Origin of the sequence: Tardiphaga sp. 619_E2_N8_4 (genome assembly GCF_051810905.1) — a bacterium.
Taxonomy (GTDB): domain Bacteria; phylum Pseudomonadota; class Alphaproteobacteria; order Rhizobiales; family Xanthobacteraceae; genus Tardiphaga; species Tardiphaga robiniae.
Map to the genome: position 1 here is coordinate 403751 of NZ_JBPWQJ010000001.1, position 25714 is coordinate 429464.

Below are 25714 nucleotides of genomic sequence, written 5' to 3' on the forward strand. Positions count from 1 at the left end.
TTTTTCCCTCACCAAAGATAGAAAAAGGCAAAGATAAACACCCATACCAAATCGACGAAATGCCAATACAGGCCAGTGATTTCGACGATCTCGTAGTTCCCCTTCCTACTTGTAAAAAATCCCCGACGTTCAGTCTCGAAATCTCCGCGCCAAACCTTTCGCGCAATGATGATCAGGAAAATCACGCCAATCGTTACGTGCGTGCCGTGGAATCCTGTAATCATGAAAAAGCATGAGCCGAATTGCTCTGCCCCCCACGGATTTTCCCAGGGCCTCACCCCCTCCATGATCAGCTTGGTCCATTCGAAAGCCTGCATTCCGACAAATGTCGCACCGAACGCGGCGGTCACCAGCATCAGCATCGCCGTTTTGCGGCGATCGTGGCGGTAGCCGAAATTGACGGCCATAGCCATGGTCCCGCTGCTGCTGATCAGCACGAAGGTCATGATGGCAATCAGAATGAGCGGGATGTGTTGTCCTGCAATCGTCAGAGCGAAGACTTCACTCGGGTTTGGCCAGGGCACCGTCGTGGACATGCGCGCCGTCATGTACGACAGCAGGAAGCAACCGAAGATAAAGGTATCGCTGAGGAGAAAGATCCACATCATGGCCTTTCCCCAGGATACATTCTTGAATGCCCGTTGATCCGAGGACCAGTCGGCGACAATACCTTGCCAGCCTGCGGTCGTCATTCGGCGCTTTTCGATGTTTGTCAGCACAGTCTCTGTCATCGCATCGATGCCTTCCCTATGTCAGCAACTGGCGGCAGATGGTGACGAAGTCATCCGCCCAGCCTGTCAGCAGAGCAAGCAGGATCAACCAAACCAAAAGCAAGAAATGCCAATACATCGTGCACAGTTCCACACTCAAACGCAGGCGTGGGATTTCAACACCACGCCATGCCTTGACGATGGTTCTGCCCAGAGCGACGAGACCGCCGAGCAAGTGCAGTCCATGGACTGCGGTGATCAGATAGAAGAAGGCGTTGGCAGGATTGGCCGCCAGAAAGTAGCCCCCGGTGTTGAGCTGCTGCCACACCAGCAACTGACCTATCAGGAAAACAACGGCGGAAACGCCGCTTGCAAGCAGGCCGGTCAGCACATTTTCGCTGTCGTCGCGATGTGCGGAAACCTGCGCCCATTGCAGTGCGCCACTGCTCACGATCAGAACACCGGTGTTGAACCACAGCAACCCGGGCACGGGCAGCGACCGCCAGTCGATCAGTTGCATGCGCATGGAGTAAGCGCTGACGAAGAGCGCAAATAACGACCCGACGACCGCGAGAAACACACCCAAACCTATTTTCGCCGCCGGCAACGACATCGAACTTCCGCCGGGAAAATCGCCGACCGCCCCCTCCTCCAGCCAAGGCTTGGCCGCAAGCCGTTGCTGCGAGAGCCACCATCCCGCAATGGCCGCTATTCCAGCCATGAACAGGACGATGGCCGTCATGGATGCGCTCCCTTCGGCGTCGAGCTGGCCGGCGGTTCATTCTGGGGGATGAAATCCCGTACTGCGCCGGGCACGCTATAATCATAAGCCCAGCGATAGACGACCGGGAGTTCCTTGCCCCAGTTGCCATGTGCCGGCGGCGTCTGCGGCGTCTGCCACTCGAGCGTGGTCGCGTTCCACGGGTTGCCGCCGGCGTCCTCGCCCTTGGACAGGCTCCGGATCATGTTGAACACAAATACGAGCTGGGCAAAGCCGACGATGAGCGCAGCGATACTCATGAATGCATTCAGGTCGTGAGCAGACGCCGGGACGAATGCCGTCCCGCCGATGTCGTGATAGCGGCGCGGCACACCCAGCAGCCCGAGATAATGCATGGGAAAGAAGATCGCATATGCTCCAAGGAATGTGACCCAGAAATGGAAACGTCCCAGCGTCTCGTTCAGCATCCGTCCCGTCACTTTCGGATACCAGTGATAGATCGCGCCAAACACGACCATGATCGGCGCAACACCCATGACCATGTGAAAATGGGCGACCACGAACATGGTATCGGACAACGGAACGTCGACGACGACGTTGCCGAGGAACAGGCCAGTCAGGCCACCATTGACGAACGTGATAATGAATGCGAGCGCGAACAGCATCGGAACGGTGAGGTGAATGTCGCCACGCCACAGGGTCAGGATCCAGTTGTAAACCTTGATCGCCGTGGGGATCGCGATGATGAGGGTCGTTGTTGCGAAGAAAAATCCGAACTTCGGATTCATGCCACTGACATACATGTGGTGCGCCCACACCACGAAGCTCATCGCTCCGATTCCGACAATCGCCCACACCATCATGCGATAACCGAAAATATTCTTTCGCGCATGAGTGCTGATGAGGTCAGAGACAATGCCAAAAGCAGGTAACGCAACGATATAGACTTCGGGGTGGCCGAAAAACCAGAACAGGTGCTGGAACAACAGCGGACTGCCACCGCCGTACTTTCCGAGCTGACCCATCTCCACGAGCGTTGGCATGAAGAAGCTGGTGCCAAGAAGCCGATCGAACAGCATCATCACCGAGGCGACGAACAAGGCTGGAAATGCGAGCAAGGCCATCACGGTCGCTGTAAAAATGCCCCACACCGTCAAAGGCAGCCGCATCAGCGTCATTCCGCGCGTGCGACCCTGCAGCACCGTCACGACGTAATTCAAGCCGCCCATGGTGAAGCCGATAATGAACAGGATCAGCGACACCAGCATCATGATGATGCCTGCTTCCTGTCCGGGGCTTCCGGAAAGAATGGCCTGCGGCGGATACAGCGTCCAGCCAGCGCCGGTCGGCCCACCCGGTACAAAGAAGGTCGCAACCAGCACCAGCACGGCAAGCAGATAGATCCAGTAGCTCAGCATGTTCGCATAGGGGAACACCATGTCGCGAGCACCGACCATCAACGGGATGAGATAATTCCCGAAGCCTCCGAGAAACAGCGCCGTGAGAAGGTAGATCACCATGATCATGCCATGCATGGTGATGAACTGAAGATACTGGCTCGGATCGATAAACGAAAACGTTCCGGGAAATCCGAGCTGCAGCCGCATCAGCCACGACAGCACCAGCGCGACCATACCGATGGCCATTGCTGTCATCGCATACTGGACCGCAATGATCTTGGCATCTTGCGAGAAGACATATCGCGTCCACCAGCTTCGCGGGTGATAGAGATCGACCTCACCCACTTCGGCCGGCGGAATTCCTGCGAGTACGTCAGACGGGACATCAACCATTAAAATGTCCTCCCGGATTTATCCTCTGATCGTCGCTCATCGTAAGTGTTACAACGTGCAACGCCGCCGCGCCGGTCCTGCTATTTGCCGCGGGTCTTGTAAGTCGCCTTCGTGATGGGTCGGTGGCCGGATAACGCTGCGAATGTCTGCTGCTTCTCCAGCCATGCATGATATTCGCTCTCTTCCTGGACGATGACGTTGCTCCGCATTTGCGCATGCGCGATGCCGCACAATTCCGCGCAAAGAACCTCGAATGTTCCTGTGCGCGTGGGAGTGAACCAGAAGTATGTGACCGAGCCCGGCACCATATCCATCTTCGCCCGGAACTCAGGCACGTAGAAATCGTGCAGAACGTCGATTGAACGGAGCAACACCTTGACCGGCTTCCCGATCGGGAGATGCAAATCGTCGTTCTCAACCACGACGTCGTCCTGACCATTGGGATCGTTCGGATTCAAGCCCAGTGGATTCTCGGCACTGACGTTGCGGGCATCGACCGTCCCGAGCCGACCGTCTTTTCCTGGCAGCCGGTAGCTCCAGCGCCATTGCTGGCCCATGACCTCGATCTCTGTTGCATCGGACGGCACCGTCACAAACTGATGCCAGACAACCAAACCGGGCGCCAACATCGCTCCGACACCGATCGCGGTCCCTATGGTGAGCCACCATTCGAGCCTCTTGTTTTCGGGCTCATAGGCCGCTTGTCTTCCTTCCTTGTGATGAAAACGGAAGATGCAATAGGCGATGAATGCGACGATCGCGAAGAAGACCGCTCCGGTGATCCAGAACGTCATGGTGATCGTGTCGTCGATGTAACTCCAGTTCGATGCGATCGGCGTCCACCACCATGGGCTAAGGAGGTGAAACAGCACCGAAGCGACTGCGACCAAAAGCAGTATGAATGCTACAGCCATCCCTTGTTCATCCTTGCCTCTAGAGGCTGCGGACAAGACTTAGAAAAGGGCGCAGTTCACGTCTGCATCGATGGCTGATTTCGAACTCGCCATCACAATGCTGGCCGCCTTGCCCTCTAACCGGTCGCAACATCGAATTCGAAAAGTTGCGATCGCTGGTGTCATCGAACTACGGGCACTTGCCACTACAGGATGTTCCCCGGCAGGCTTGATTGTCAATAGACCGGCTTATTCCTCGCGACAGACGATAGCACCATGATCGAACCGCTGAGCAATGGCACGCACAACGGATTCCTATATCGCACTGCAATGCACGACGCCGTGCATCCGCACGACAGACAAAGTGATGCGTCAATTGCCATCAGCCAGGCGGTGAAACGTAAACCTTACAAAGGAAGAATTCACCGAACAGTGCGTGCTATTCTTTCCGGATTGCGCTAAACTTGCTGCACAGGTTGCGACAGGTTTTGCTCGGCAAAGCTCTCTTCGTTGAACTTGGCCGTCTTCCAGAACCAGTCGCGATTTCTGCGCACGAAGGCGAATGCTCGTCATTTGAAAATGACCCGATCTCGCCGGTGCGAACGCATGGGAGATCGTGACCATGGCTACTCCGTATTCTGACAAGATCTCGCAGACAGCACCTGGCGCTTCCGATAGCGTTGCCGCGCCCGTCATTCGCAAGATCGGGTTGTCCGATCTGCATGATGCGTTGCGGCTGGGCTGGGAGGACTTCAAGGCGGTTCCGAGTCACGCCATTATTCTGTGCGTCATCTATCCTGTTCTCGGGCTTGTGCTGGCCAGAATGACCTTGGGCTATTCGGTGTTACCACTGCTTTTCCCGCTAGCCGCGGGCTTTGCGTTGATCGGTCCTTTTGCAGCCCTCGGTCTCTATGAACTCAGCCGCCGCCGCGAACGCGGCGAAGAGGCGTCGGCGTGGCATGCACTCGGCGTGCTGCGCTCGCCGTCCTTTGGAGCCATGCTTGGCCTCGGCACGCTCCTGCTCATTCTGTTCGTGGTCTGGGTGACCACTGCGAATGCGATTTACGTTTCCAAGTTCGGCAATGCCCCTGCGGCCAGCATTCCTGATTTCGCATCGCGCATCTTCACAACCACAGAGGGGCACCAACTGATCGTCCAGGGCTGCGGCGTCGGACTATTGTTCGCTATCATGGCCCTGTGCGTTAGCGTCGTGGCGTTTCCGCTGATGCTCGACCGACATGCGAGCGTGACAGACGCAGTTCAGACCTCGCTGCGGGTCGTGATGAAAAATCCTGTGACGATGGCCGCATGGGGTCTGATTGTTGCCGCGCTGCTGGTGGTCGGTTCGCTGCCGTTATTCGTAGGTCTCGCCGTTGTTCTGCCGCTACTCGGTCATGCCACCTGGCATCTTTATCGCAAGGTGCTGGAACCAGACCCGAATCCTCGGCAGGACCCTCCCCGTCCGCCGAAAGGGCGGCGCTATGCGGCCGATTTTCCGGTCTCTCTCTTCCCGTGGGGCCGTGATAAGCCGTAGATCGAAACAAACGACCGGGACGCGCGTTCAGGCTTCACAATCAGTCGAACCACCCGCGCCCGCGCGGATGAAACCCAGCTCGGATGAGGGGCGATCTCGGATATCCGCCGGAAGCGGACTCCGCTCCCGGCAGGGTGTCCGCCCACTATCTATTAAGAGAACCCAAACAGCTTTGCCGGATTTGTGACCAGTATCTTTTCCAGCAAGGCATCGTCCGGCGCGTAGCGATAGAGCAATTCAAGCAGGTCGGCGTCGTTCGGCGGCTGGACGACCGATACGGGGTGCGGCCAGTCGCTTGCCCAGACGCAGCGATCGGGCGCGGCTTCGAGATAGGCTTGCGCGATAGGAACGACGTCGTCCCACGGCGGGCCTTTTTTGGACGTCTTTTCGCCGAGCGAAAGCATCACCCAGAAATTGCCCTTAGACAGCAGATCGAGAACCGCACGCAAATTCGGATCGTTCTTGCCGAGGGTTGGATCCGGGCGGCCCATGTGATCGATGAGGACCGGTACCTTGAGAGACGCGATCTTGTCGAGATTGGCGACGATGCCGTCCTTCTCCGGCTGGAATTTAGCGTACCAGCCGAGTTCGGAAATACGTGCGATGGCGCGCTCGTAGTCGCTGTCCGAAAGCACGGCGCCGAGCTCCTTGCGGAAGCTGAACCGCGCCCCGCCGACGCCGGCGTCATTCAGCTTGGCGAGATATGCATCGTCGCGTTCGGCGAAAACCAGCGCATTCGCGCAGGCCTTGTAGTTCGGCCCCATCGCCGCCAGCCCGTCCAGAACCACCGAATGATCGGCACCATATGTCGTCGTCTGCACGATGATGCCACGCTCGATACCAAGCGCCTTGTGTACCCGAAGCGCAGCCTCCCAAGTCGCCGTCGGCATCTGATAGGCCGCGCCGGGCCGGACGGGATAGCGTTCCACGGGACCAAGCACATGGAACTGACTGTCGATGCTCTTCGGCGGCGGCTTGCGGGATGGCGTGCGCGGGTTTGGATCAAATGGAAGATAGTCGGGCATCTGTCGCTCCTTTAATCGATCACCGCAGTGAAATCGCATTGCACCAGGGCGCCGCCCTCCATCTCCATGGAGAGCGCATGACGGGCCGGGCGCGAATGTTCGTCCGGAAACATCTTGAGCCACTCGACATTGACCGGCCCACGATTGCTGCGATCCTTGAGCCAGACCGTCATCTTGATGATGTCATCGGTGCTGCCGCCCCCGGCTTCCACGATCGCCTTCATATGCGCGAACATGTTGGCGCACTGGCTTTCTAGATCGGGCGGCATCTCGCTTGTCTTGGGATCGCGGCCGAGGATGACGCCGGACATCAGCAGATTGTTGATGCGGCAGGCATTGGGAATCGGATTTGCGTGCTTAAACTCGCCGATATGAACGCTGCGGCGGCGCCTGGAAGATGTCATGGCTGCAGTCTCCGGATAACGGTCAAACGAATTGGCACGACACCGAGCCATACGGCCCGTAATCGGCATGTATCGTATCGCCGCGGCTGACCTCGATCGGACGCGTGAAGGATCCGGCGAGCACCACCTCGCCTGCAGCGAGATATTCGTCGTGCGGCGCAAGGCGATTGGCGAGCCACGCGATGCCGTTTGCCGGATGGTTCAGCACGCCGGCGGCGACGCCGGTCTCCTCGATCTGGCCATTCCGGAACAGCAGCGCGCTGACCCAGCGCAGATCGACATCCAGCGGACGGAATGGACGACCGCCGACCACAAGCGCGGCATTCGCTGCGTTGTCGGAGATCGTGTCCACCACCGTGCGGGGCTTCTTGGTTTGCGGATGCACGCGGTGCATGCGCGTTTCCAGGATTTCGAGCGCCGGAGTGACGTAGGCTGTCGCGTTCAGCACGTCGAAGATCGTACAATCCGGCCCGCGCAGATCGGTCTTGAGCACGAAGGCCAGTTCGACCTCGATGCGCGGCGCGAAAAACCGTTCATAAGGGATGCTGCCGGCATCCTGATAGAACATGTCGGCGAACAGCACGCCGTAATCCGGCTCGGAGATGCTGACCGCGTTCTGCATTGCCTTCGAGGTCAGGCCGATCTTGTGGCCTTTGATCACTCGCCCGCGTTCGAGCTGCAGCGCCGTCCAGGTCCGCTGGATCGCATAGGCATCCTCGATGGTGAGATCGGGATAGTCGGCGGTGAACATGGTGATGAGCGTCTTGGTCCGCTCCGCCTCGTCGAGGCGACGCGCCAGCGTATCGATGACCGTCTGATCAAGCACCGTTATTTCTCCTCTGCGACGACGTTGCGAAGAATGCCGATCTGCCTAGACTCAACCTCGACGACATCGCCTGGCTTGAGCCAACGCGGCGGCGTGAAGCGGGCGCCGGCGCCGGTCGGCGTTCCGGTCGCGATCATGTCGCCGGGCTTCAAGGTGGCGAATGTCGACAGATAGGAAATCAGATAGTCGAAGGTGAACATCAGCCGCTCGGTCGAGTCGTTCTGACGCTCCTCCCCGTTCACCCGCGTGACGATATCGTGCGTCCCTTGCGGATCGCATTCGTCCGCCGTGACGATCCACGGCCCGACGCTGCCGGACCGATCGAAATTCTTGCCCTGGGTGACGTTGAACTTGCCGTGGTGCAGCCAGTCCCGCACCGAGCCTTCGTTGCAGAGAGTCATGCCGAAGATGTGCGACCACGCATTCTCGCGCGCGATATGACGACCTTCCTTGCCGATGACGATCACGAGCTCGCCTTCGTAGTCGAGCTGCTCGGAGATCTTCGGCTTTTCGATCGGCTGATCGGAGCCGACCACCGACGACGGGTTGCGGACGAACAGGCTCGGATATTTCGGCAAATCCGAGCTGTCTTTGTATTCAGCATTGCGGTCCTTATAGTTGACCCCGATGCACCAGAGCTTCTCCGGCGCCGGGATCGGCGGCAGCAAGATCAGATCCGACAGTCGATGATCGGGCTTGCGGCCGGCGCTCACCTGTTTCGCCTTCGCCAGCCCGTTGCCGGCGATCAAGCTGCGCAGATCGGGAAACTCCGATCCAAGCAATGCACTGAGATCGATAACGCCGTCATCGGCCACCACGCCGTAGCGGCTGTTTCCGCCGGTCGAATAGCTGCATAGTTTCATGAAGGCTCCTGAATAATTCACTGGATCGATTGCCGCCGGATCGCGGTGCCGGACCGGCTGCTCGAGCTGCGCCCGCTGCGTTCTTCCAATTACTTCGATGTCTGGAATACGGACTTCAACGTGAAGATCTCGCCTAGCCGCGCGTAACGCGGACCGGCAATGCGGGCGATCGGATCGAGGCTCTCGGTTTCGATCTTGCCGTTGGCGAGCAGATCGTCCTTGATGTGAAATGCGACCACTTCGCCGACGATCAACCGGCTGCGGGTATCGCCGAATTCGAGGCATTGCCGAAATCGGCATTCCATCGCAATAGGCGCCGCCGTCAGCCGCGGCACCCCGATATGGTCGCTGGGAGTCGTCTTGAGACCGAGGACTTCGACCTCGCTCACCTCCGGCGGATGTTCCGCGGAGCTTTCGTGAACCGCCGACATCAACGGCGAATCCGCGATGTGAATGACGTATTCTTCGCGATCCAGGATGTTGCGCGCCGTGTCTTTGTAGACGCCTGATTTGCGGCCGACGCTAATTGCCAGCATCGGCGGCTTGGGCGAGACGAAGGTGAAGGCACTGAACGGCGCAAGGTTGACGGTACCTGCCTGCGACAGGCTGGTCACCCATGCGATCGGTCGCGGGACGACGATGCCGGTGAGCAGACGATAAGCCTTTTCGGCACCAAGTTCAGCGGGATCGATCTTCATTCGTCAATCCGCCTTTACGTTGGCCTTGCGCACGACCGGAATCCACTTGGCGTCCTCGCGATCGAGATAGGCTCTGAACTCACCTGGCGTCATCGGGAGCGCTTCGGCGCCAAGCTTTTCGAACTTGTCGATCACGCCTGGCTCTTTGAGTATCTCAACCAGCACTTTGTTCAATTTATCGGCGATGGGAGCGGGGGTGCCCGCCGGGGCAAACAGCCCCGTGAAGGTCTGGCCGTCGAAATCCGGATAGCCGAGCTCAGCGAAAGTGGGCACCTCCGGAAGCGTCTTCAGTCGATGTGGGCTCGTGACCGCCAAGGCGCGCACCATTCCACTCTTGATATATTGAAGGCTGACCGACAGTTGATCGAATGCGAACTGAACCTGTCCGCCGAGAAGGTCATTGGTCGCGGGCGCGTTGCCGCGATAATGCGCCGTCACCCAACGAATCTCGAGCTTGGACTGCATGAGTTCGCTAAGCAGGTGATTGGTGGTGCCCGGCCCCGGAGAGGCCATGGTCAGCTTGCCCGGATCGCGCTTCGCGACTTCGAGCAATTCGGCGAACGACGTAGCCTTCACGGAAGGATGAACCTCGAGCACCAGCGGCGTCATCGAGATGCTCGAGATCGGCAGGAAGTCGCGCTTCCAGTTGTAGGCGTCGCGCTTGTTGATTTCGGGAGCGAAGAGAACCGGACCATTGGCGCCGACCATGAGCGTGTAGCCATCATTCGGCGCTTTCGCCAGCGCTTCCCCGGCGATCATGCCGCCAGCGCCCGACTTGTTTTCGATCACGAAGGGCTGGCCCAATTTCTCTTGCAGCCGATCCGCGACGATGCGCGCCGCGCTATCGACATTGCCGCCGGCCGGATAGGGCACGATCAGTTTGACAATGCGCGTGGGCCATTCCTGAGCCGTCGCCGCGCCATTAACCAGCGTCGCAACAATGGCTGCAGCGATCCATAGCGACCTCATCATTTCCTCCCGCCAGATGCGGCTTTCACGCCGCTAACCGTATGTTCGACGCCGATTGGGACCAGCGCTCTTACGGCGGACCATTGGTTCACCCGCTTTACTTGTCGATGCCAATGTGCGGTTATTGTCCACATTATGGACAATGGATTGCCAACAACACTCGATCCGGAGCCGCGACAAGGCGCGCAGGCGATCCGGCGCGCGCTCTTCCTCCTTCGCGTGCTTGCAGCGGGCGGTGAGAGCGGATTGCCGTTGAAAGAAGTCGTCCAAGCGACGCGCCTATCGCGCCCTACCGTACACCGGATCCTCCATGTCCTGATGGAGGAGGGCCTCGTCGAGCGCCACGAGCGCTCGGGTCGCTATGCAATCGGCACGCAGGTCCCTGAATTGGCACTCGCTCGCCCATCGCGCTCGCCATTGCTCGCAGCGGCGGACGACATTTTGCGCGAAACGTCGCAACAGGTCGGTGATACACTGTTTCTAACGGTGCGCACCGGCAACGACACTTTATGCGTGGATAGAAGAATTGGCTCATATCCGATTCAGGTACTCTCGATCGCCGTGGGTGCGCGGCGGCCGCTGGGCGTCAGCAGCGCAGGCGTTGCCATCCTGGCCGCGTTACCGGCTCAAGAATCACGCCGGATCGCTATGACGAATGAGCCTCGATTTGCGGGATATCGGACCGATCGGCAGACTGTGTTGTCAGAGATCGCCGACGCCCGGCGCAGGGGCTATGGCGTGCGCGAAGTCGGATTGGTCCAGGGCACGAAATCGATTTCGACCTGGATCAAGACAGCCGATGGCGATCCGGCGGCGGCCCTCACCATATCGGCCGTCCGAACACGGCTCGGCCCGCGACGCGAGCAGGAAGTTGTCGAAACGCTTTTGAAGGCAGCTTACGAGGTCGAGCAGAAAATCCGATAAGCAAGCACGCGTCGCCCAATCCAAGGCAAAGGTTCGCTTGCGACATATGCAGCGATTGAGCAGCCAATCGACGGCGAGCTGTTCTAATCTGAACGGAAAAGTCTGGCGGTCCATTCGGGATAAAACTGCGCCCCCTCCCATTGCCCGCGCAAAATGGCGCGCCATTCGGAACACAACCACGAACTCATATATTGTTGAAATTGCTTGTGATTTTATAAGACACCTCATGGCGCGAGGCTCGTCGCATCGATTCCGGCCTCAAGACACACCTCACAACTCCGCGCGCCACGGCCGCTCCGGGGTGCTAACATAGTCAAGACCGCACGACCGAAGATTTCACCTGTGCGATTGAAACGCGGTCGGGAAACGATGGCGCACGAAGAGATGCACTCCAAAAACAACGGCCGACCGTAATTGCGGTGAGTTGGCTGGGACGTGGAGGACGCTATGGCGTGGCGTGACGACAAGGCCCGGGCAACTCTGATCCGCGACGCGGCGGGAAGCGTGCAGCCGGGCAAGGCTCCCCGAACCTTTGCCGAGCTTATGTTCGGCTACACCAATGCCGAGGACCTCGCCAGTTACGATGCCTCCTCGCTTGCCTTCCTGGCGGAGCAAGCCTGGGAGCATGTACAGCGACGCACGGCGGGTCGTGCCGATATCCGCGTCGTCAATCCGATGATGCCGGACGGACGCGAGATGTCCGTGCTCGAAATTCTCAACGACGATATGCCTTTCCTGTTCGATTCCATCATGGCGGAGCTCGCCGAGCAGGGCATCGAAGTCACCCTCGTCGCTCACCCCATCATCGCGGTGGAGCGCGATGACCAAGGCAAGCTCCTGCACTTCCACGGTGAAGCACTGCCGGAAGGGGCAAAGGGCGCGCGCGAGAGCCTGATTCACCTCCACGTCACCCGCCTCGACGCCGACGCTGACCGCGAGAGGCTGATTGACGGCCTCACCAGGACGTTAAGCGACGTGCGCGCCAGCGTCGCGGACTGGCGCGTCATGCGCGACCGCGTCGAGAACGCGATCAAGACTTTCTCTTCCAATCCACCGCCGCTGCCGATCGACGAGGTCGCCGAGGCCAACCAGTTCCTGCAATGGCTGTGCGCGGACAATTTCACCTTTCTCGGCGTGCGCGAGTATCGCTTCTCGCCCGACAGCGATGCGTCGGACGACATCACGACCGCTGAGGGCCTCGGCATCCTCCGTGACCCCGATGTAAAGGTCCTGCGCCGCGGCAACGAAATGGTGGTGATGACGTCGGAAATTCGCGAGTTCATGCGCGAGCCGACCCTACTCATCGTCATCAAGGCCAATGTGAGTAGCCGCGTTCATCGCCGCATCCGGATGGATTATATCGGCATCAAGCTCTATGCGCCCGACGGCCGGCTCGAGGGTGAACTACGAGTCGTCGGCCTGTTCACCTCAGGCGCCTATACCCGCTCGGCACGACAGATCCCCTATGTTCGCCACAAGATATCGCGGGTGCTCCAGCGCGCCGGCTTCGATCCGAACAGCCATTCGGGCAAGGCGCTAATGCACATCCTCGAGGAATATCCGCGAGACGAACTATTCCAGGTCGACGTCGACACCCTGTTCAATTTCGTCATGGAGATCCTGATCCTCTATGAGCGCCCCCGCGTCCGGGCGCTCGCTCGGGTCGACAAGTTCGATCGCTTCGTCTCCATCCTCGTCTTCATTCCGCGCGACAAATACGACACTGATGTGCGCATGCGCGTCGGCGCCTTCCTGTCGCAGATCTACAAAGGGATGCAGGCCGCCTCCTACGTGTCTTTCCCCGAAGGAGCATTGACGCGCGTTCACTACATCATCGGACGCTATGAAGGTAAGACTCCTGCCGTCGAGCGCGCCACGCTGGAAGCCGGGATCAGCGCCATTGCCGCGACCTGGGCCGACAAGCTGAAGGCCGCGCTGACTGCGTCTACCGATGGCATGCGGGCCCGCATGCTCACCAATCGCTATGCCCAGGCCTTTACCGGCGGCTATACCGAGGTTTCCACGGCGGAACAGGCGATAGCCGATATCGCCACCATCGAAAGGCTCACGCCAACCCGCCCGGTGACGATTTCGGTTCATCGCTTCGAGGGCGAGGACGATCCCAAACGCTTCGGCCTGAAGGTGTTCTCGGATGCCGCGCCGCTGTCGCTGTCCTATCGCGTGCCGGTGATCGAAAATCACGGCCTGCGCGTCGTCGATGAACGTACCTATCAGATCGTGCCCGGTGCCAGGCCTGAGCCGGTGTGGCTGCACGACATGACGATCGAGACCAGCGACGGCCAGCCGATCGAGATCAACCGGGAATTCAGCCATCGGCTCGAAGCCTCGATCATGGCGGTGGTCGGTGATCGAGCCGAATCCGACGGATATAACGGGCTGATCCTGCGTACGGCCCTGGGCTGGCGCGAAGTCTCGACCATCCGGGCGCTGTCCCGCTATTTGCACCAGATCCGCGCGCCGTTCAGCCAGGATTATATGTGGGAGACTCTGCGCAAGAACGCAGCGATCACCGCCAACCTCGTCGCGCTGTTCCAGGCCCGCCTCGATCCACGCCTCACCCTTACTGATTCCGAGCGCTCGGCCCGGGAGACTGCCCTCCTTGCCGATATCGAGGAGCAGCTCAAATCCGTCGCATCGCTCGACGAAGACCGCATCCTCCGCCGTTTCACCAATCTGGTGCAGTCCACCATCCGCACCAATTTGTGGCAGGTCGGCGAGGACGGACATCCGCGTCCGGTGATCTCCTTCAAGTTCGACGCGCGCGGAATCGAGGACCTGCCGGCTCCACGACCGCTCTACGAGATTTTCGTCTATTCCCCCCGCGTCGAAGGCATTCACCTGCGCTTCGGCAAGGTTGCGCGCGGCGGACTGCGGTGGTCCGATCGGCCGCAGGATTTCCGCACCGAGATCCTTGGCCTGGTCAAAGCCCAGCAGGTCAAGAACGCCGTGATCGTGCCGGTCGGCGCCAAAGGCGGCTTCGTGCCCAAGCGCCTGCCGCCGCCCTCCAGCCGCGACGCGTGGCTCGCGGAAGGCACCGAAGCCTATCGCATCTTCGTTCGCTCGCTGCTCGAACTCACCGACAATCTCGACGGCGACGACCTCCTCCCGCCCGACTCGACCTTGCGGCATGATGGCGACGATCCTTATCTGGTCGTCGCCGCCGACAAGGGCACCGCCACCTTCTCCGACATCGCCAACGCGATTTCAGCCGAGAAGAACCATTGGCTCGGCGATGCCTTCGCCTCCGGCGGCAGCCAGGGCTACGACCACAAGAAGATGGGGATTACGGCGCGAGGCGCCTGGGAGGCGGTCAAACGCCACTTCCGCGAGCTCGGCACCGACATTCAGACCATGCCTTTCACTGTAGTTGGCGTCGGCGACATGTCCGGCGACGTCTTCGGCAATGGCATGCTGCTCTCGCCCGCGACGAAATTGGTTGCGGCGTTCGATCACCGCGACATCTTCATCGATCCCTCTCCCGATCCGGCGATCAGCTACGCCGAACGCAAGCGCATGTTCGACATGCCGCGATCGAGCTGGCAGGACTACAACAAATCACTGATCTCGCAAGGCGGCGGCGTGTTCTCGCGCTCCCTCAAGGCGATTCCGCTCGCACCGGAAGTGCGCACCTTGCTCGATCTCGACAAGCCGCAGGCGACGCCCTTCGAGGTGATGACGGCGATCCTGAAGACGCGCGCAGACCTACTGTGGTTTGGCGGCATCGGCACCTATATCCGGGCGTCGGTGGAGAGCGACGATCAGGCCGGCGACCGCGCCAATGATCCGATCCGCATCACCGGGACCGACGTTCGCGCCAGGGTGATCGGCGAAGGCGCCAATCTCGGCGTCACTCAGCGCGGCCGTATCGAAGCGGCGCAGACGGGCGTCAAGCTCAACACCGACGCGATCGACAATTCGGCCGGTGTGAATACGTCCGACGTCGAGGTCAATATCAAGATCGCATTGGCCCGCCCCGAGCGCGAGGGACGCCTCAGCCCGGCTGACCGTAACACCCTGCTTGCCGCGATGACCGACGATGTCGGTGCGCTGGTCCTGCGCAACAACTATCTGCAGACGCTCGCGCTCTCGCTCGCTGAACGCAAGGGCGTGGCCGAAACCGGCTTTCTCACTCGCCTGATGCAGTCGCTCGAGCAGCGCCGCCTGCTCAGCCGCGCAGTCGAATTCCTGCCCGACGACGCCGCGATCACCGAGCGCACACGACGCGGGCAGTCCCTGACGCGGCCTGAACTTGCCGTGTTGCTCGCCTACGCCAAACTGACGCTCTACGACGACCTGCTCGGCACCAGCGTGCCGGACGATCCTTATCTCGCCCGCGAGCTCTCCGGGTATTTTCCAGGCCAGGTTCAGGACAGGTTCCCGACAGCGGTAGAGTGCCATCGCCTCCGACGCGAAATCATCGCGACCAGCCTCGTCAATACGGTCATCAACCGCGGCGGCCCGGCGTGTATCGTGCGCCTGATCGACGAAACCGATGCCGATATCCCCACCATCGTCATGGCCTATGTGGCGGTGGATGAATCCTACGGGCTCAAGTGGCTAAATGATGCGATCGATACGCTCGACGCCTGCATCGAAGGGCAGTTGCAATTGTCCCTCTATGAGGCGGTCCAGGACCTTCTGCTTTCCCGCATGGTCTGGTACGTGCGCAATATTGATTTCAAGGATGGCCTCGAGGCGGTGATCGCACGTTTCGGCCCGGGTATCCGCGAGATCAGCGCCTCTCTCGACAACACCCTGCCACCGGACTTGCAGGCCGCGCGCGGCAAGCGCCGACAGGAGCTGACCGATGCCGGCGTCCCGTCCGGCCTCGCCGGCGAACTGGCCGATCTCGACACCCTGGTCTCGGCGCCGGACATCGTGACGGTCGCCGAGCGCACCGGCCGCAGCATCGGCGATGCCACCGCGACGTTCTTTGCCGCCGAGGCCAATTTCCGTCTCGACCGCATCATCGCTGCCGCGCGCAGCGTGCCCGCCAGCGATCGTTTCGAACGCCTCGCCATCGACCGCGCCGTCGACCTGATCGCGGCTGCCGAAAGAGGCCTCGCTGCGGATATGCTGGCAACCGGCCAATCCGGCCAGCAGGCTGCGGAGACCTGGCTTGCAGCTCATCCCGAGGCGACGCGCATCCGCCGCGCAGTCGAGGAGATTGCTGCTGGCGGCCTGACGCTCGCCAAGCTGATGGTGGCGGCAAACCTGCTGGGGGACTTGGTCAAAGGCTGAGGCGTGCGGGGCAGCGATGTGAAACTCTAAAGAGCAATGCTAGCGCAGGTTGTTAGCCAGCGAACGGAGGACCCCAATGATCCACGCTACTTGCCATACCGCTGATAATGTCCGCTGCATCGAGTTCGATGCCACACCCTGGTTCAGCGAGGCTAACGCTCCGAGCATTATCGATTTGGCCCAACGCGGATGGGCCAGCACAGCGATTGCAGATTCCCTCGAGAGCCGACGAGGATACGAACGCTTGCACGACCTCGTTGAGTATGCAGCGAAGCGACTGCAACCGGAATCCCTGGAGGACCCCACCTGGGAAACCTTCGAGTGCGTCGTCGATGGACCCGAGGCCGTAGCCTGGCTCGAGAAAAACCGGCCCGACGTTGTGGCAAGGATCCCGTAAGCTACGAGAAGCGCAGCAATGGCGACGATGATTGGCGCATCACAATGAAGCGGAAATGGCGCGCCCGAAAGGATTCGAACCTCTGACCCCGTGATTCGTAGTCACGTGCTCTATCCAGCTGAGCTACGGGCGCGTGCCGCGATGTGGGGCCAAAGCCGCCAGCACCGGATGCGTTTCGGAAACGATGTTTGCGAAAGCGGGCCATAGCTACCGGGTCGAGCCCGGCTTGGCAAGCGCCCTGAGCCGCTTATTTCACTCCCGTGACATACCCGGAAAAGACGGCTCAGGCCCGCGCGCGTTCGTTACGGATGCTGTGCAGTTCCACCGGCCGGTCGGGAAGGCTGATCCGGAAGGTGGCGCCCAAAGTGCCTTCCACAAGGTGAATATCGCCGTCATGGGCGCGGACCAGTTCGGCCGCAATCGCGAGGCCCAGCCCGCTACCGCCGGGGCGAGACGAGCCCTGAAAGGCTTCAAACAGGTGGTCGCGTGCCCGCTGCGGGACGCCGGGGCCGGTGTCGGACACTTCGAGAATGGTGACAGCGCCTTCGCGGCGGCCGGTGATGCGGATCTGCTGCGGGGCGACGTCGCTCTGTGGCTGCCCTTCCAGCGCCTGGGCCGCATTGCGGACCAGATTGAGCAAAATGCGAAATAACTGGTCGGGATCGGCATCAATCATCAGCCCGCGCTCGATGGCGTTGACCCAGCCGATCGACACGTCGGTCGCAAGCCCGGCCGATTCGCGGACTTCGTTGACCACCGGCTCAACGAGAATCATCTTGCGATCGGGGGCAGCTTCCTGCGCGCGACCATAAGAGAGTGTCGACTGGCAGAAGGCGATGGCGCGCTCCAGCGAGCGCATCAGCTTCGGCGCGAAGCGCTGCACGCGCGGATCGGGCACGCTGGCGAGCTGATCCGACAGCAATTGTGACGACGCAAGCAGGTTGCGCAGGTCATGATTGATCTTCGAGACCGCGAGGCCGAGCGCAGCGAGACGACTCTTCTGATGCAGCATCGAAACGAGATCGCGCTGCATGTCGGACAATTCGCGCTCCGCCACGCCGATTTCGTCGGCGCGCTGGCTCGGCACGATGATCCGCGCCGAGCTCTCGGGGTTTTCATGGAAAGCGACGAGATTGGCCGTCAAATTCCGCATCGGCCGCACGAACAGATAATGCAGCGCCAGATAGACCAGCCCGGCAGAGAGAATCGCCAGTCCGAGCGACACCCACAATAGATTGCTGGAGAAACGATACATCGCCTGCCGCAGCGGCAATTCATCGACCACTACTTCAATGAATTGCGCCCCGCCGGGCGCCGGCCCGATGATGCGCATTGTCTGATCGCCAGTTTCCAGCATGACTTCGAACGCATCGACAATCGCCGACCACACCGTCATCGACCGCATATCGATGTCATGGTCGATCTGCGACGGAAGATCCGCGCTGGCGAGCAGACGGCGCTGCTGGCCCATCTTGATGGCCACCGCACGTGCGCCGATGCTGCTCAGGATTTGTCGCGACAGCGATTCCGGGACCATGCCGAGCGGCGCGGCATCCAGCACCAGTGCTGCCGTATTGGCCGCGGCCAGCCTGTCGTTCAGCCTGTTGATCCGGAAATTGGCGATCGAGGGCACATAAATGAGAATTTCGGCAATCAGCACCAGCGGAATGGTGAGCAGCAACAGCTTGCCCGACAGCCCCAGCCGTCGCATGGGGCCGAGCCTGAACGCGGGCTCGATGGGCTTTTCGCCGGCCGAAGACACAATATTGGCCTCTGATCTCACGGTCTGACGCTGAACTATCGAGAGATACGGGTCCAACGACGATTTGTTACGATGATGTTTGCGACCAGTTCTTAAATTTGTCCGCTCAGCGAACACGCTTAAGCCATAGAGCAATTTCACAACCGCCAACAACCTGAAAACACCGGGAAATTGGGATTAATCCCATGGTTCCAAGAATTTGGCGGATCAGAACACCGCTACAGGGCAACATTGACGAAAACAGGACGCTCCCGTATAAGCCCGCCAACTGTCCGCGATGACCCGGTTTTGGATCGGGTGCGGCTCGTCTTTGGGCCGGAAATGGCTCGTTGAGCCAACATTTTAGGACTTACCTCAAATTACTCGGCGAATTGCCCGGTCAGCGGAGAACGACCCGTGAAGCGGACTTATCAACCCAGCAAATTGGTGCGCAAGCGCCGTCACGGCTTCCGCGCTCGCTTGGCGACCGTTGGCGGCCGCAAGGTTCTGGCTGCGCGCCGCGCACGTGGCCGCAAGCGCCTCAGCGCCTGATCGGATCTCTTCCGAGAGTTCATCATGGACCGGTTACGGCAGCGGGCGGACTTTCTCGCCGCTGCCAATGGGCCGCGGGTGAACAGCCCTGCCTTTGTGATGCAAACCCGGCGACGTGACGACGACGGCCCGATCAGGGTCGGCTTTACCGTGACCAAAAAAAACGGAACCGCCACCGAGCGGAACCGTATCCGGCGCAGGCTTCGCGAACTGGTGAAGCGCGTCGATGTCTTATCCATGCGACCCCACAGCGATTATGTGCTAGTCGGCCGTCGTGTCGCGCTCCAACGCGATTTCACGATGATGCTCGACGACCTCCGCTCGGCGCTGCACCGCCTCGATCGGCAATCTTCTAAGACGCAATCTTCTAAAACCAGCGTGACCTGACGCTTTCAGCCTGCGACAAGCGCGCAGCCGGAAGCGAGAGCCGCACCCGCATTTGAATGACGAGACCTGAACGATGACCGACAATCGCAACACCATCATTGCCGTCATTTTGTCCGGCCTGGTGCTGATCGGCTGGCAATATTTCTACAACATCCCGCAGATGGAGAAGCAGCGCGCACAGACCGCGACGCAGACCCAGCTCGCCAACCCGACCGCACAGCCAAACGCCACGCCCGGCAGCACGACGCCGACCGCGAATTCCACCGCCGCAGGCGGCGCACCCACGAATGTGGCGCCGGCCAACGCTCCGATCGTCAGCCGCGATAGTGCCATTGCCGCGTCGCAGCGCGTCAAGATCGACACGCCGCGCATCTCCGGCAGCATCGCGCTGAAGGGCGCGCGCCTCGACGATATCTCGCTGACCAAGTTCCGCGACACCGTGGATCCGAAGTCGCCGGCGATCGTGCTGTTCTCCCCCTCCGGCACTGCCGCGCCTTATTATGCCGAGTTCGGCTGGGTCGCCGCCGCCGGTGCGAACACCAAGATTCCCGACCAGAACACCCAGTGGCAGCAGGAAGGCTCCAACGCCCTGACGCCAACCACGCCTGTCGTGCTCAAGTACAACAACGGCGACGGCCTGACTTTCACCCGCACCATCTCGATCGACGACCGCTACCTGTTCTCGGTCAAGGATGACGTCAGCAATATCGGCAACGCGCCGGTGACGCTGTATCCCTTCGCGCTGATCTCGCGCCACGGCACGCCGCATGTCGAAGGCTATTACATCCTGCATGAAGGCCTCGTCGGCTATCTCGGCGACCAGGGCCTGCAGGAATACGGTTACAAGAAGATCGACGAAGCCAAGGCGGTGAATTTCAAGGTCACCAATGCCTGGCTCGGCATCACCGACAAATACTGGGCTTCGGCGCTTCTGCCCGACACCAATGCGCAGCTGCAGGCCCGTTTCTCGTCGAACCTGACCGGCACCCAGCGGACCTACCAGACCGATTATCTGCAGGACGCGCAGACCATCGCCATCGGCGGCACCGGCACGGCCAATGCCCGCCTGTTCGCCGGCGCCAAGGAAGCTGCCACTGTCGGCATCAACTTCCCGCTGGCTGTCGGCCTCGGCGGCTATAATCAAGCGCTCGGCCTCAACCACTTCGACCTTCTGATCGACTGGGGCTGGTTCTACTTCATCACCAAGCCGATGTTCCTGGCGCTCGACTGGTTTTTCCACCTGTTCGGCAATTTCGGCATCGCTATTTTGCTGGTGACGGTGCTGGTGAAGATCATCTTCTTCCCGCTGGCCAGCAAGTCCTACGCCTCGATGGCGAAGATGAAGGCCGTGCAGCCGCAGCTGGCGGCACTCAAGGAGCGCTTCCCTGACGACAAGATGAAGCAGCAGCAGGAGATGATGGAGATCTACAAGAAGGAGAAGATCAACCCGATCGCCGGTTGTCTTCCCGTCATGTTGCAGATCCCGGTGTTCTTCTCGCTCTACAAGGTGCTGTTCGTCACCATCGAAATGCGCCACGCGCCGTTCTTCGGCTGGATCAAGGATCTGTCGGCGCATGATCCGACCAATCTCTTCAATCTGTTCGGCCTGATCCCCTTCGATCCGACGACGATTCCGGTGTTCGGTCACTACCTCGCGCTCGGCATCTGGCCGATCATCATGGGAATCACGATGTGGTTCCAGATGAAGCTGAATCCGACGCCGCCGGATCCGACGCAGAAGATGATCTTCGACTGGATGCCGCTGATCTTCACCTTCATGCTCGCCGGCTTCCCGGCCGGCCTCGTGATCTACTGGGCATGGAACAACACCCTCTCGGTGCTGCAGCAGGCCTACATCATGAATCGCAACGGCGTGAAGGTCGAACTGTTCGACAACGTGAAGTCGACCTTTGCGAAGAAGCCGGCTGAAAAGAAGACGTAACCCTTGGAGCCCTCATCCTGAGGAGCGGCCACTTGGCCGCGTCTCGAAGGACGAGGGCGGGGCGCTCATGGTTCGAGACGGCGCTTGCGCGCCTCCTCACCATGAGGGCCGGAGCAACACAGAAAGCCACTTCGCATGACCACTGACACCGATGCGAAGCTGATCGAACAGGGCCGCCTGCTGTTTGCAGGCGAATGGACGTTCATCTGGGCCTCGCCCTCGATCGAGACGCTGCCGCCGATGGCAGGAATGGAAGTGGCCTTTGCCGGCCGCTCCAATGTCGGCAAATCCAGCCTGATCAACTCCCTGACCGGCCGCAACGCGCTGGCGCGGACCTCGCATACGCCAGGCCGCACGCAGGAGCTGATCTTCTTCGAAGGTCCTGATGGCTCCGACTTCCGGCTCGTCGACATGCCCGGCTACGGCTATGCCTCGGCGCCGAAGGTCAAGATCGCGTCCTGGACCAAGCTGATCTACAATTTCCTCCAGGGCCGGGCGAGCCTCGCGCGCGTCTACGTCCTGATCGACTCCCGGCATGGCCTGAAGGATGTCGATCTCGACGTGCTCAAGTCCCTCGATCGCTCTGCGGTCAGCTACCAGATCGTGCTGACCAAGGCTGATCAGGTGAAGAAGAGCGAACTCGAAAAGACCCTCGAAGAGGTCCGCACCGAGTTGCGGACTCATCCGGCAGCCTTTCCGGACGTGCTGGTTACATCGTCGCGCACCGGCGACGGCATGGCCGAATTGCGGGCTGCAATGGTCCGCCTGTTGAACGAGCGCAACTGATGACCCGCTTTAGCCTGTTTCGCATTCTTGTCATCCTGGCTGGCGTGATGGGCGCCGACGGCGTCATTCTCGCCGCCGCTTCGGCGCACCAGCCGGACGCGACGCGACTGGCCTCGGCCTCCTCGATGCTGCTGTTTCATGCCGCCGCCATTCTCGGCGCCGTCGCTTTGATCGAGCGCGGCGTCGCCCATCTGCAGATCGGCCTGACGGCAGCTTTCGGCTTTGTCATTGCTGCCGCGCTCTTCGCCGGCGACCTGACCCTGCGCCAATATGTCGGTCACGGCTTGTTCACAATGGCCGCCCCGACCGGCGGCACCCTGCTGATCCTGAGCTGGCTGGCGCTGGCGGTATCCGCAGCCTGGCCGCGCTCCACCTGACGCCGGGCCACTGGACAGAGCAGCGATGCTTTGCGCGGCGGCAATCAATCGGCTAGAACGCGCCGCAGATTGCTCACCGTGAGATCCGCTTCATGACCGACGCGCCCATCATCAGTGCTCTCGACCAGGCCCGCATCCTGTCGGAGGCGCTGCCCCACATGCAGCAATATGACGAAGAGACGATCGTCATCAAATATGGCGGGCACGCCATGGGCGCCGAGGATACGGCCCGCGCATTTGCCCGCGATATCGTCCTCCTGGAGCAGACCGCCATCAATCCGGTGGTCGTGCATGGCGGCGGCCCGCAGATCGCGCAGATGCTGCAGCGTCTCGGCATCAAGTCGGAATTCGCCGCCGGATTGCGCATCACCGACGCGGCGACCATCGAGATCGTCGAGATGGTGCTGGCCGGCTCGATCAACAAACAGATCGTCAGCTACATCAACGAAGCCGGCGGCAAGGCCGTTGGTCTCTGCGGCAAGGACGGCAACATGGTCACCGCGTCGAAGGCGACGCGCACCATGGTCGATCCCGATTCGAACATCGAGAAGGTGGTCGATCTCGGCTTTGTCGGCGAGCCGGAAAAGGTCGATCTCACGCTGCTCAACCAGCTGATCGGCTATGAGCTGATCCCGGTGCTGGCGCCGCTCGCAGCAAGCAAGGACGGCAAGACCTTCAACGTCAATGCCGATACCTTTGCCGGCGCCGTCGCAGGCGCGTTGAAGGCCAAGCGCCTGCTGCTGCTCACCGACGTGCCGGGCGTGCTCGACAAGTCGAAGAAGCTGATCCCGGAACTGTCGATCAAGGATGCCCGCAAGCTGATCGCCGACGGCACGATTTCCGGCGGCATGATTCCGAAGGTCGAGACCTGCATCTATTCGCTAGAACAGGGCGTCGAAGGCGTCGTCATCATCGACGGCAAGACCCCGCATGCCGTGCTGCTCGAACTCTTCACCAATCAGGGCACGGGCACACTGATTCACAAGTGATGGACGCACCACACCACACGTCGTCATGGCCGGGCTTGTCCCGGCCATTCGCGTCTGGCTGGTGGAAAGCGAAAGGCGTGGATGCCCGGGTCAAGCCCGGGCATGACGTGCGGAGGGAGGGCGGACGAACACTCCTTTTCGGTGTCGCCCTGATCTGCTCGGCATTCGTCTCGGGCAAAGCCCGCGCCGATCTCAAACTCTGCAACCGGATGAGCTATGTCGTCGAAGCCGCCATCGGCATCGACGACAAGAGCGCCACCGCGACGCGCGGCTGGTTTCGCATCGATCCCGCACAGTGTCGTGTCGTCGTACAGGGCACGCTGACGGCCGACCGCATCCTGCTGCATGCCCGCGCGCTCAGCATCTACGGCGCCTCACCCGTGGCGCAGAACGGCACCGACAACCTGTGTATCGCGCCGGATAACTTCGTCATCGCCGCTGCCCGGCAATGCCGTGCCGGACAGTCACAAGTGCCGTTCACGATGATCAAGCCGACGCAGACCGACGACGGCAATATGGTCGCCTATCTCGCGGAAGACAGCGAATATGACGACGAACAGGCCAAGCTCGCCGCGATCCAGCGCCTGCTGGTGATCGCCGGTTACGACGCCGCGCCCATCGACGGCGTGGATGGGCCCAAGACCCAGAGCGCGCTCTCGTCCTTCCTCAAGAGCCGTAGTCTTGCTGCCGATGTGGTTTCAACGCCGAATTTCTTCGAGACAATGATCGCCGCCGTGCAGGCGCCCTCCGCAACAGGCCTCACCTGGTGCAACGACACGTCCTACAAGGTGATGGCGTCAGTCGCGACCGATGATGGCAAGGGCGTTGTCAGCCGCGGCTGGTATCGCATCGAGCCAGGCAAATGCCTGCGACCGGATATTGTCGGCCAACCCCGCCAGATCCTCAGTTTCGCCGAGGCCGTCGACGACAATGGCCGTGCCATTAAGCTCAACGACAAGCCGCTGAACTGGGGCGGCGTTCGCATGCTGTGCACACGCGAGAGCAAATTCGAGATTCGCGAACACAGTGACTGCAATACCCGCGGCCTCACCAGCGCCGGCTTCGCCATCGTCGATATGTCCGGCGGCGGCAAGACGCTGCGCTTTGGGACACCGTGACGGCCAGACAACAGAGACAATCAATGACCCTGCCGACCAAATCGCCGCGCGCCTTCAACCATGTCGAGACATGGGTGTTCGATCTCGACAACACGCTGTATCCGCACCACGTGAACCTGTGGCAGCAGGTCGATGGCAAGATCCGCGACTTCGTCGCGAACTTCCTCAGGATTTCACCCGACGCGGCCTTCAAGGTTCAGAAGGACTATTACAAGCGTTACGGCACCACCATGCGCGGCATGATGACCGAACACGGGGTCCGCGCCGACGACTTTCTGGCTTTCGTCCACGAGATCGATCATTCGCCGCTGGAGCCCAATCCGGTGATGGGCGCCGCGATCGCACAACTGCCAGGCCGCAAACTGATCCTGACCAACGGCTCGGTCGCCCATGCCGGCGCGGTACTGGAGCGCCTCGGCTTCGCCAATCAGTTCGAAGCGATCTTCGACATCATCGCCGCCGATCTGGAGCCGAAGCCGGCTCAGCAGACCTATGACAAGTTCCTGCGCCTGCACGGCGTCGATCCCTCCAAGGCGGCCATGTTCGAGGACCTGTCACGCAACCTCGTGGTGCCGCACCAACTCGGCATGACCACCGTGCTGATCGTGCCTGACGGCGCCAAGGAGGTCGTCCGCGAGGACTGGGAGCTGGAAGGCCGTGACGACGACCATGTCGATCACGTCACCGACGATCTGACCGGGTTTCTGGCGGCGCTGAACAAGGCCCGGTAGGGCGGGATGGCCGCCCGCGCGTCTTGACTCTCCCCGGCCAAATCCCGACAAAAGCTTCAAGAAATCACCTTT

At 60.7% G+C, this 25714-nt stretch carries 23 protein-coding genes and 1 tRNA gene; 12 read left to right on the plus strand and 12 right to left on the minus strand.

Annotated features, from left to right (window positions below):
• Window positions 1–8: 8 nt before the first annotated feature.
• From AB8A23_RS01955 to coxB, 4 genes are all read right to left on the minus strand, one after another.
• Window positions 9–731: a heme-copper oxidase subunit III family protein gene (locus AB8A23_RS01955; RefSeq protein WP_439057043.1), complete on the minus strand. Its 723-nt coding sequence runs from the start codon at window positions 729–731 to the stop codon at window positions 9–11.
• A gap of 16 nt (window positions 732–747) precedes the next feature.
• Entirely contained in the window at window positions 748–1452 is a 705-nt protein-coding gene (locus tag AB8A23_RS01960) for a cytochrome c oxidase subunit 3 (protein ID WP_439057042.1), read from the minus strand.
• Window positions 1449–3224, minus strand: a complete 1776-nt coding sequence (locus AB8A23_RS01965; protein WP_439057041.1) for a cbb3-type cytochrome c oxidase subunit I — start codon at window positions 3222–3224, stop codon at window positions 1449–1451. The genes AB8A23_RS01960 and AB8A23_RS01965 overlap by 4 nt, the downstream gene beginning before the upstream one ends.
• 80 nt (window positions 3225–3304) lie before the next feature.
• Window positions 3305–4138, minus strand: coding sequence for a cytochrome c oxidase subunit II (gene coxB, locus AB8A23_RS01970; RefSeq protein ID WP_089262772.1), 834 nt, complete (start codon window positions 4136–4138; stop codon window positions 3305–3307).
• Between the two features lie 255 nt (window positions 4139–4393).
• Here coxB and AB8A23_RS01975 point away from each other — a divergent pair, with 255 nt between their 5' ends.
• Window positions 4394–4579, plus strand: a complete 186-nt coding sequence (locus AB8A23_RS01975; protein ID WP_439057040.1) for a hypothetical protein — start codon at window positions 4394–4396, stop codon at window positions 4577–4579.
• Window positions 4580–4739: 160 nt separating this feature from the next.
• Complete coding sequence (locus tag AB8A23_RS01980) at window positions 4740–5651, plus strand: DUF2189 domain-containing protein (protein ID WP_320446564.1); 912 nt, start codon at window positions 4740–4742, stop codon at window positions 5649–5651.
• A 152-nt stretch (window positions 5652–5803) separates the two neighbouring features.
• Here AB8A23_RS01980 and AB8A23_RS01985 read toward each other — a convergent pair whose 3' ends face one another.
• The 6 genes from AB8A23_RS01985 to AB8A23_RS02010 form a co-directional block, all read right to left on the minus strand.
• Window positions 5804–6676 carry an amidohydrolase family protein gene (locus AB8A23_RS01985; protein ID WP_092139932.1) on the minus strand — a complete coding sequence of 291 codons (873 nt, stop codon included), beginning with the start codon at window positions 6674–6676 and terminating at the stop codon, window positions 5804–5806.
• 11 nt (window positions 6677–6687) lie between these two features.
• Entirely contained in the window at window positions 6688–7080 is a 393-nt protein-coding gene (locus tag AB8A23_RS01990) for a RidA family protein (protein ID WP_068732845.1), read from the minus strand.
• 22 nt (window positions 7081–7102) lie between these two features.
• Window positions 7103–7912 carry a 2-oxo-hept-4-ene-1,7-dioate hydratase gene (gene hpaH, locus AB8A23_RS01995; protein ID WP_374725708.1) on the minus strand — a complete coding sequence of 270 codons (810 nt, stop codon included), beginning with the start codon at window positions 7910–7912 and terminating at the stop codon, window positions 7103–7105.
• A complete protein-coding gene (locus AB8A23_RS02000) occupies window positions 7909–8769 on the minus strand; it encodes a fumarylacetoacetate hydrolase family protein (RefSeq protein WP_231078255.1) in 861 nt (286 codons plus the stop codon). The genes hpaH and AB8A23_RS02000 overlap by 4 nt, the downstream gene beginning before the upstream one ends.
• 89 nt (window positions 8770–8858) lie before the next feature.
• Window positions 8859–9467 (minus strand): flavin reductase family protein, encoded by a 609-nt coding sequence (locus tag AB8A23_RS02005; protein WP_439057039.1) that lies wholly within the window; start codon window positions 9465–9467, stop codon window positions 8859–8861.
• A gap of 3 nt (window positions 9468–9470) precedes the next feature.
• Window positions 9471–10436 (minus strand): Bug family tripartite tricarboxylate transporter substrate binding protein, encoded by a 966-nt coding sequence (locus AB8A23_RS02010; RefSeq protein WP_439057038.1) that lies wholly within the window; start codon window positions 10434–10436, stop codon window positions 9471–9473.
• A 135-nt stretch (window positions 10437–10571) separates the two neighbouring features.
• On the opposite strand from AB8A23_RS02010, the gene AB8A23_RS02015 reads away from it, so the two are divergent.
• On the plus strand, window positions 10572–11360 hold the full coding sequence (locus AB8A23_RS02015; protein ID WP_439057037.1) for an IclR family transcriptional regulator: 789 nt from the start codon (window positions 10572–10574) through the stop codon (window positions 11358–11360).
• A 435-nt stretch (window positions 11361–11795) separates the two neighbouring features.
• On the plus strand, window positions 11796–16622 hold the full coding sequence (locus tag AB8A23_RS02020) for an NAD-glutamate dehydrogenase (RefSeq protein WP_439057036.1): 4827 nt from the start codon (window positions 11796–11798) through the stop codon (window positions 16620–16622).
• A 453-nt stretch (window positions 16623–17075) separates the two neighbouring features.
• On the opposite strand, the gene AB8A23_RS02025 is transcribed toward AB8A23_RS02020, so the two are convergent.
• Window positions 17076–17152: transfer RNA gene (locus tag AB8A23_RS02025), tRNA-Arg, on the minus strand.
• A gap of 150 nt (window positions 17153–17302) precedes the next feature.
• On the minus strand, window positions 17303–18730 hold the full coding sequence (locus tag AB8A23_RS02030) for an ATP-binding protein (RefSeq protein ID WP_089263645.1): 1428 nt from the start codon (window positions 18728–18730) through the stop codon (window positions 17303–17305).
• Window positions 18731–19177: 447 nt separating this feature from the next.
• Between AB8A23_RS02030 and rpmH the strand changes: the two genes are divergently transcribed.
• From rpmH to AB8A23_RS02070, 8 genes are all read left to right on the plus strand, one after another.
• On the plus strand, window positions 19178–19312 hold the full coding sequence (rpmH, locus tag AB8A23_RS02035; protein ID WP_011471298.1) for a 50S ribosomal protein L34: 135 nt from the start codon (window positions 19178–19180) through the stop codon (window positions 19310–19312).
• A 24-nt stretch (window positions 19313–19336) separates the two neighbouring features.
• Window positions 19337–19699 (plus strand): ribonuclease P protein component, encoded by a 363-nt coding sequence (gene rnpA, locus AB8A23_RS02040; RefSeq protein WP_089262790.1) that lies wholly within the window; start codon window positions 19337–19339, stop codon window positions 19697–19699.
• 73 nt (window positions 19700–19772) lie between these two features.
• Complete coding sequence (gene yidC, locus AB8A23_RS02045) at window positions 19773–21641, plus strand: membrane protein insertase YidC (RefSeq protein ID WP_093759796.1); 1869 nt, start codon at window positions 19773–19775, stop codon at window positions 21639–21641.
• A gap of 135 nt (window positions 21642–21776) precedes the next feature.
• On the plus strand, window positions 21777–22427 hold the full coding sequence (gene yihA, locus AB8A23_RS02050; RefSeq protein WP_089262794.1) for a ribosome biogenesis GTP-binding protein YihA/YsxC: 651 nt from the start codon (window positions 21777–21779) through the stop codon (window positions 22425–22427).
• Window positions 22427–22804, plus strand: coding sequence for a DUF423 domain-containing protein (locus AB8A23_RS02055; RefSeq protein WP_439057035.1), 378 nt, complete (start codon window positions 22427–22429; stop codon window positions 22802–22804). The genes yihA and AB8A23_RS02055 overlap by 1 nt, the downstream gene beginning before the upstream one ends.
• A gap of 92 nt (window positions 22805–22896) precedes the next feature.
• Entirely contained in the window at window positions 22897–23793 is an 897-nt protein-coding gene (gene argB, locus AB8A23_RS02060; RefSeq protein WP_068732793.1) for an acetylglutamate kinase, read from the plus strand.
• Window positions 23793–24911 (plus strand): DUF1036 domain-containing protein, encoded by a 1119-nt coding sequence (locus AB8A23_RS02065; RefSeq protein ID WP_439057034.1) that lies wholly within the window; start codon window positions 23793–23795, stop codon window positions 24909–24911. The genes argB and AB8A23_RS02065 overlap by 1 nt, the downstream gene beginning before the upstream one ends.
• 23 nt (window positions 24912–24934) lie before the next feature.
• Window positions 24935–25642 (plus strand): pyrimidine 5'-nucleotidase, encoded by a 708-nt coding sequence (locus AB8A23_RS02070; protein WP_439057033.1) that lies wholly within the window; start codon window positions 24935–24937, stop codon window positions 25640–25642.
• The last annotated feature ends 72 nt before the right edge of the window (window positions 25643–25714 follow it).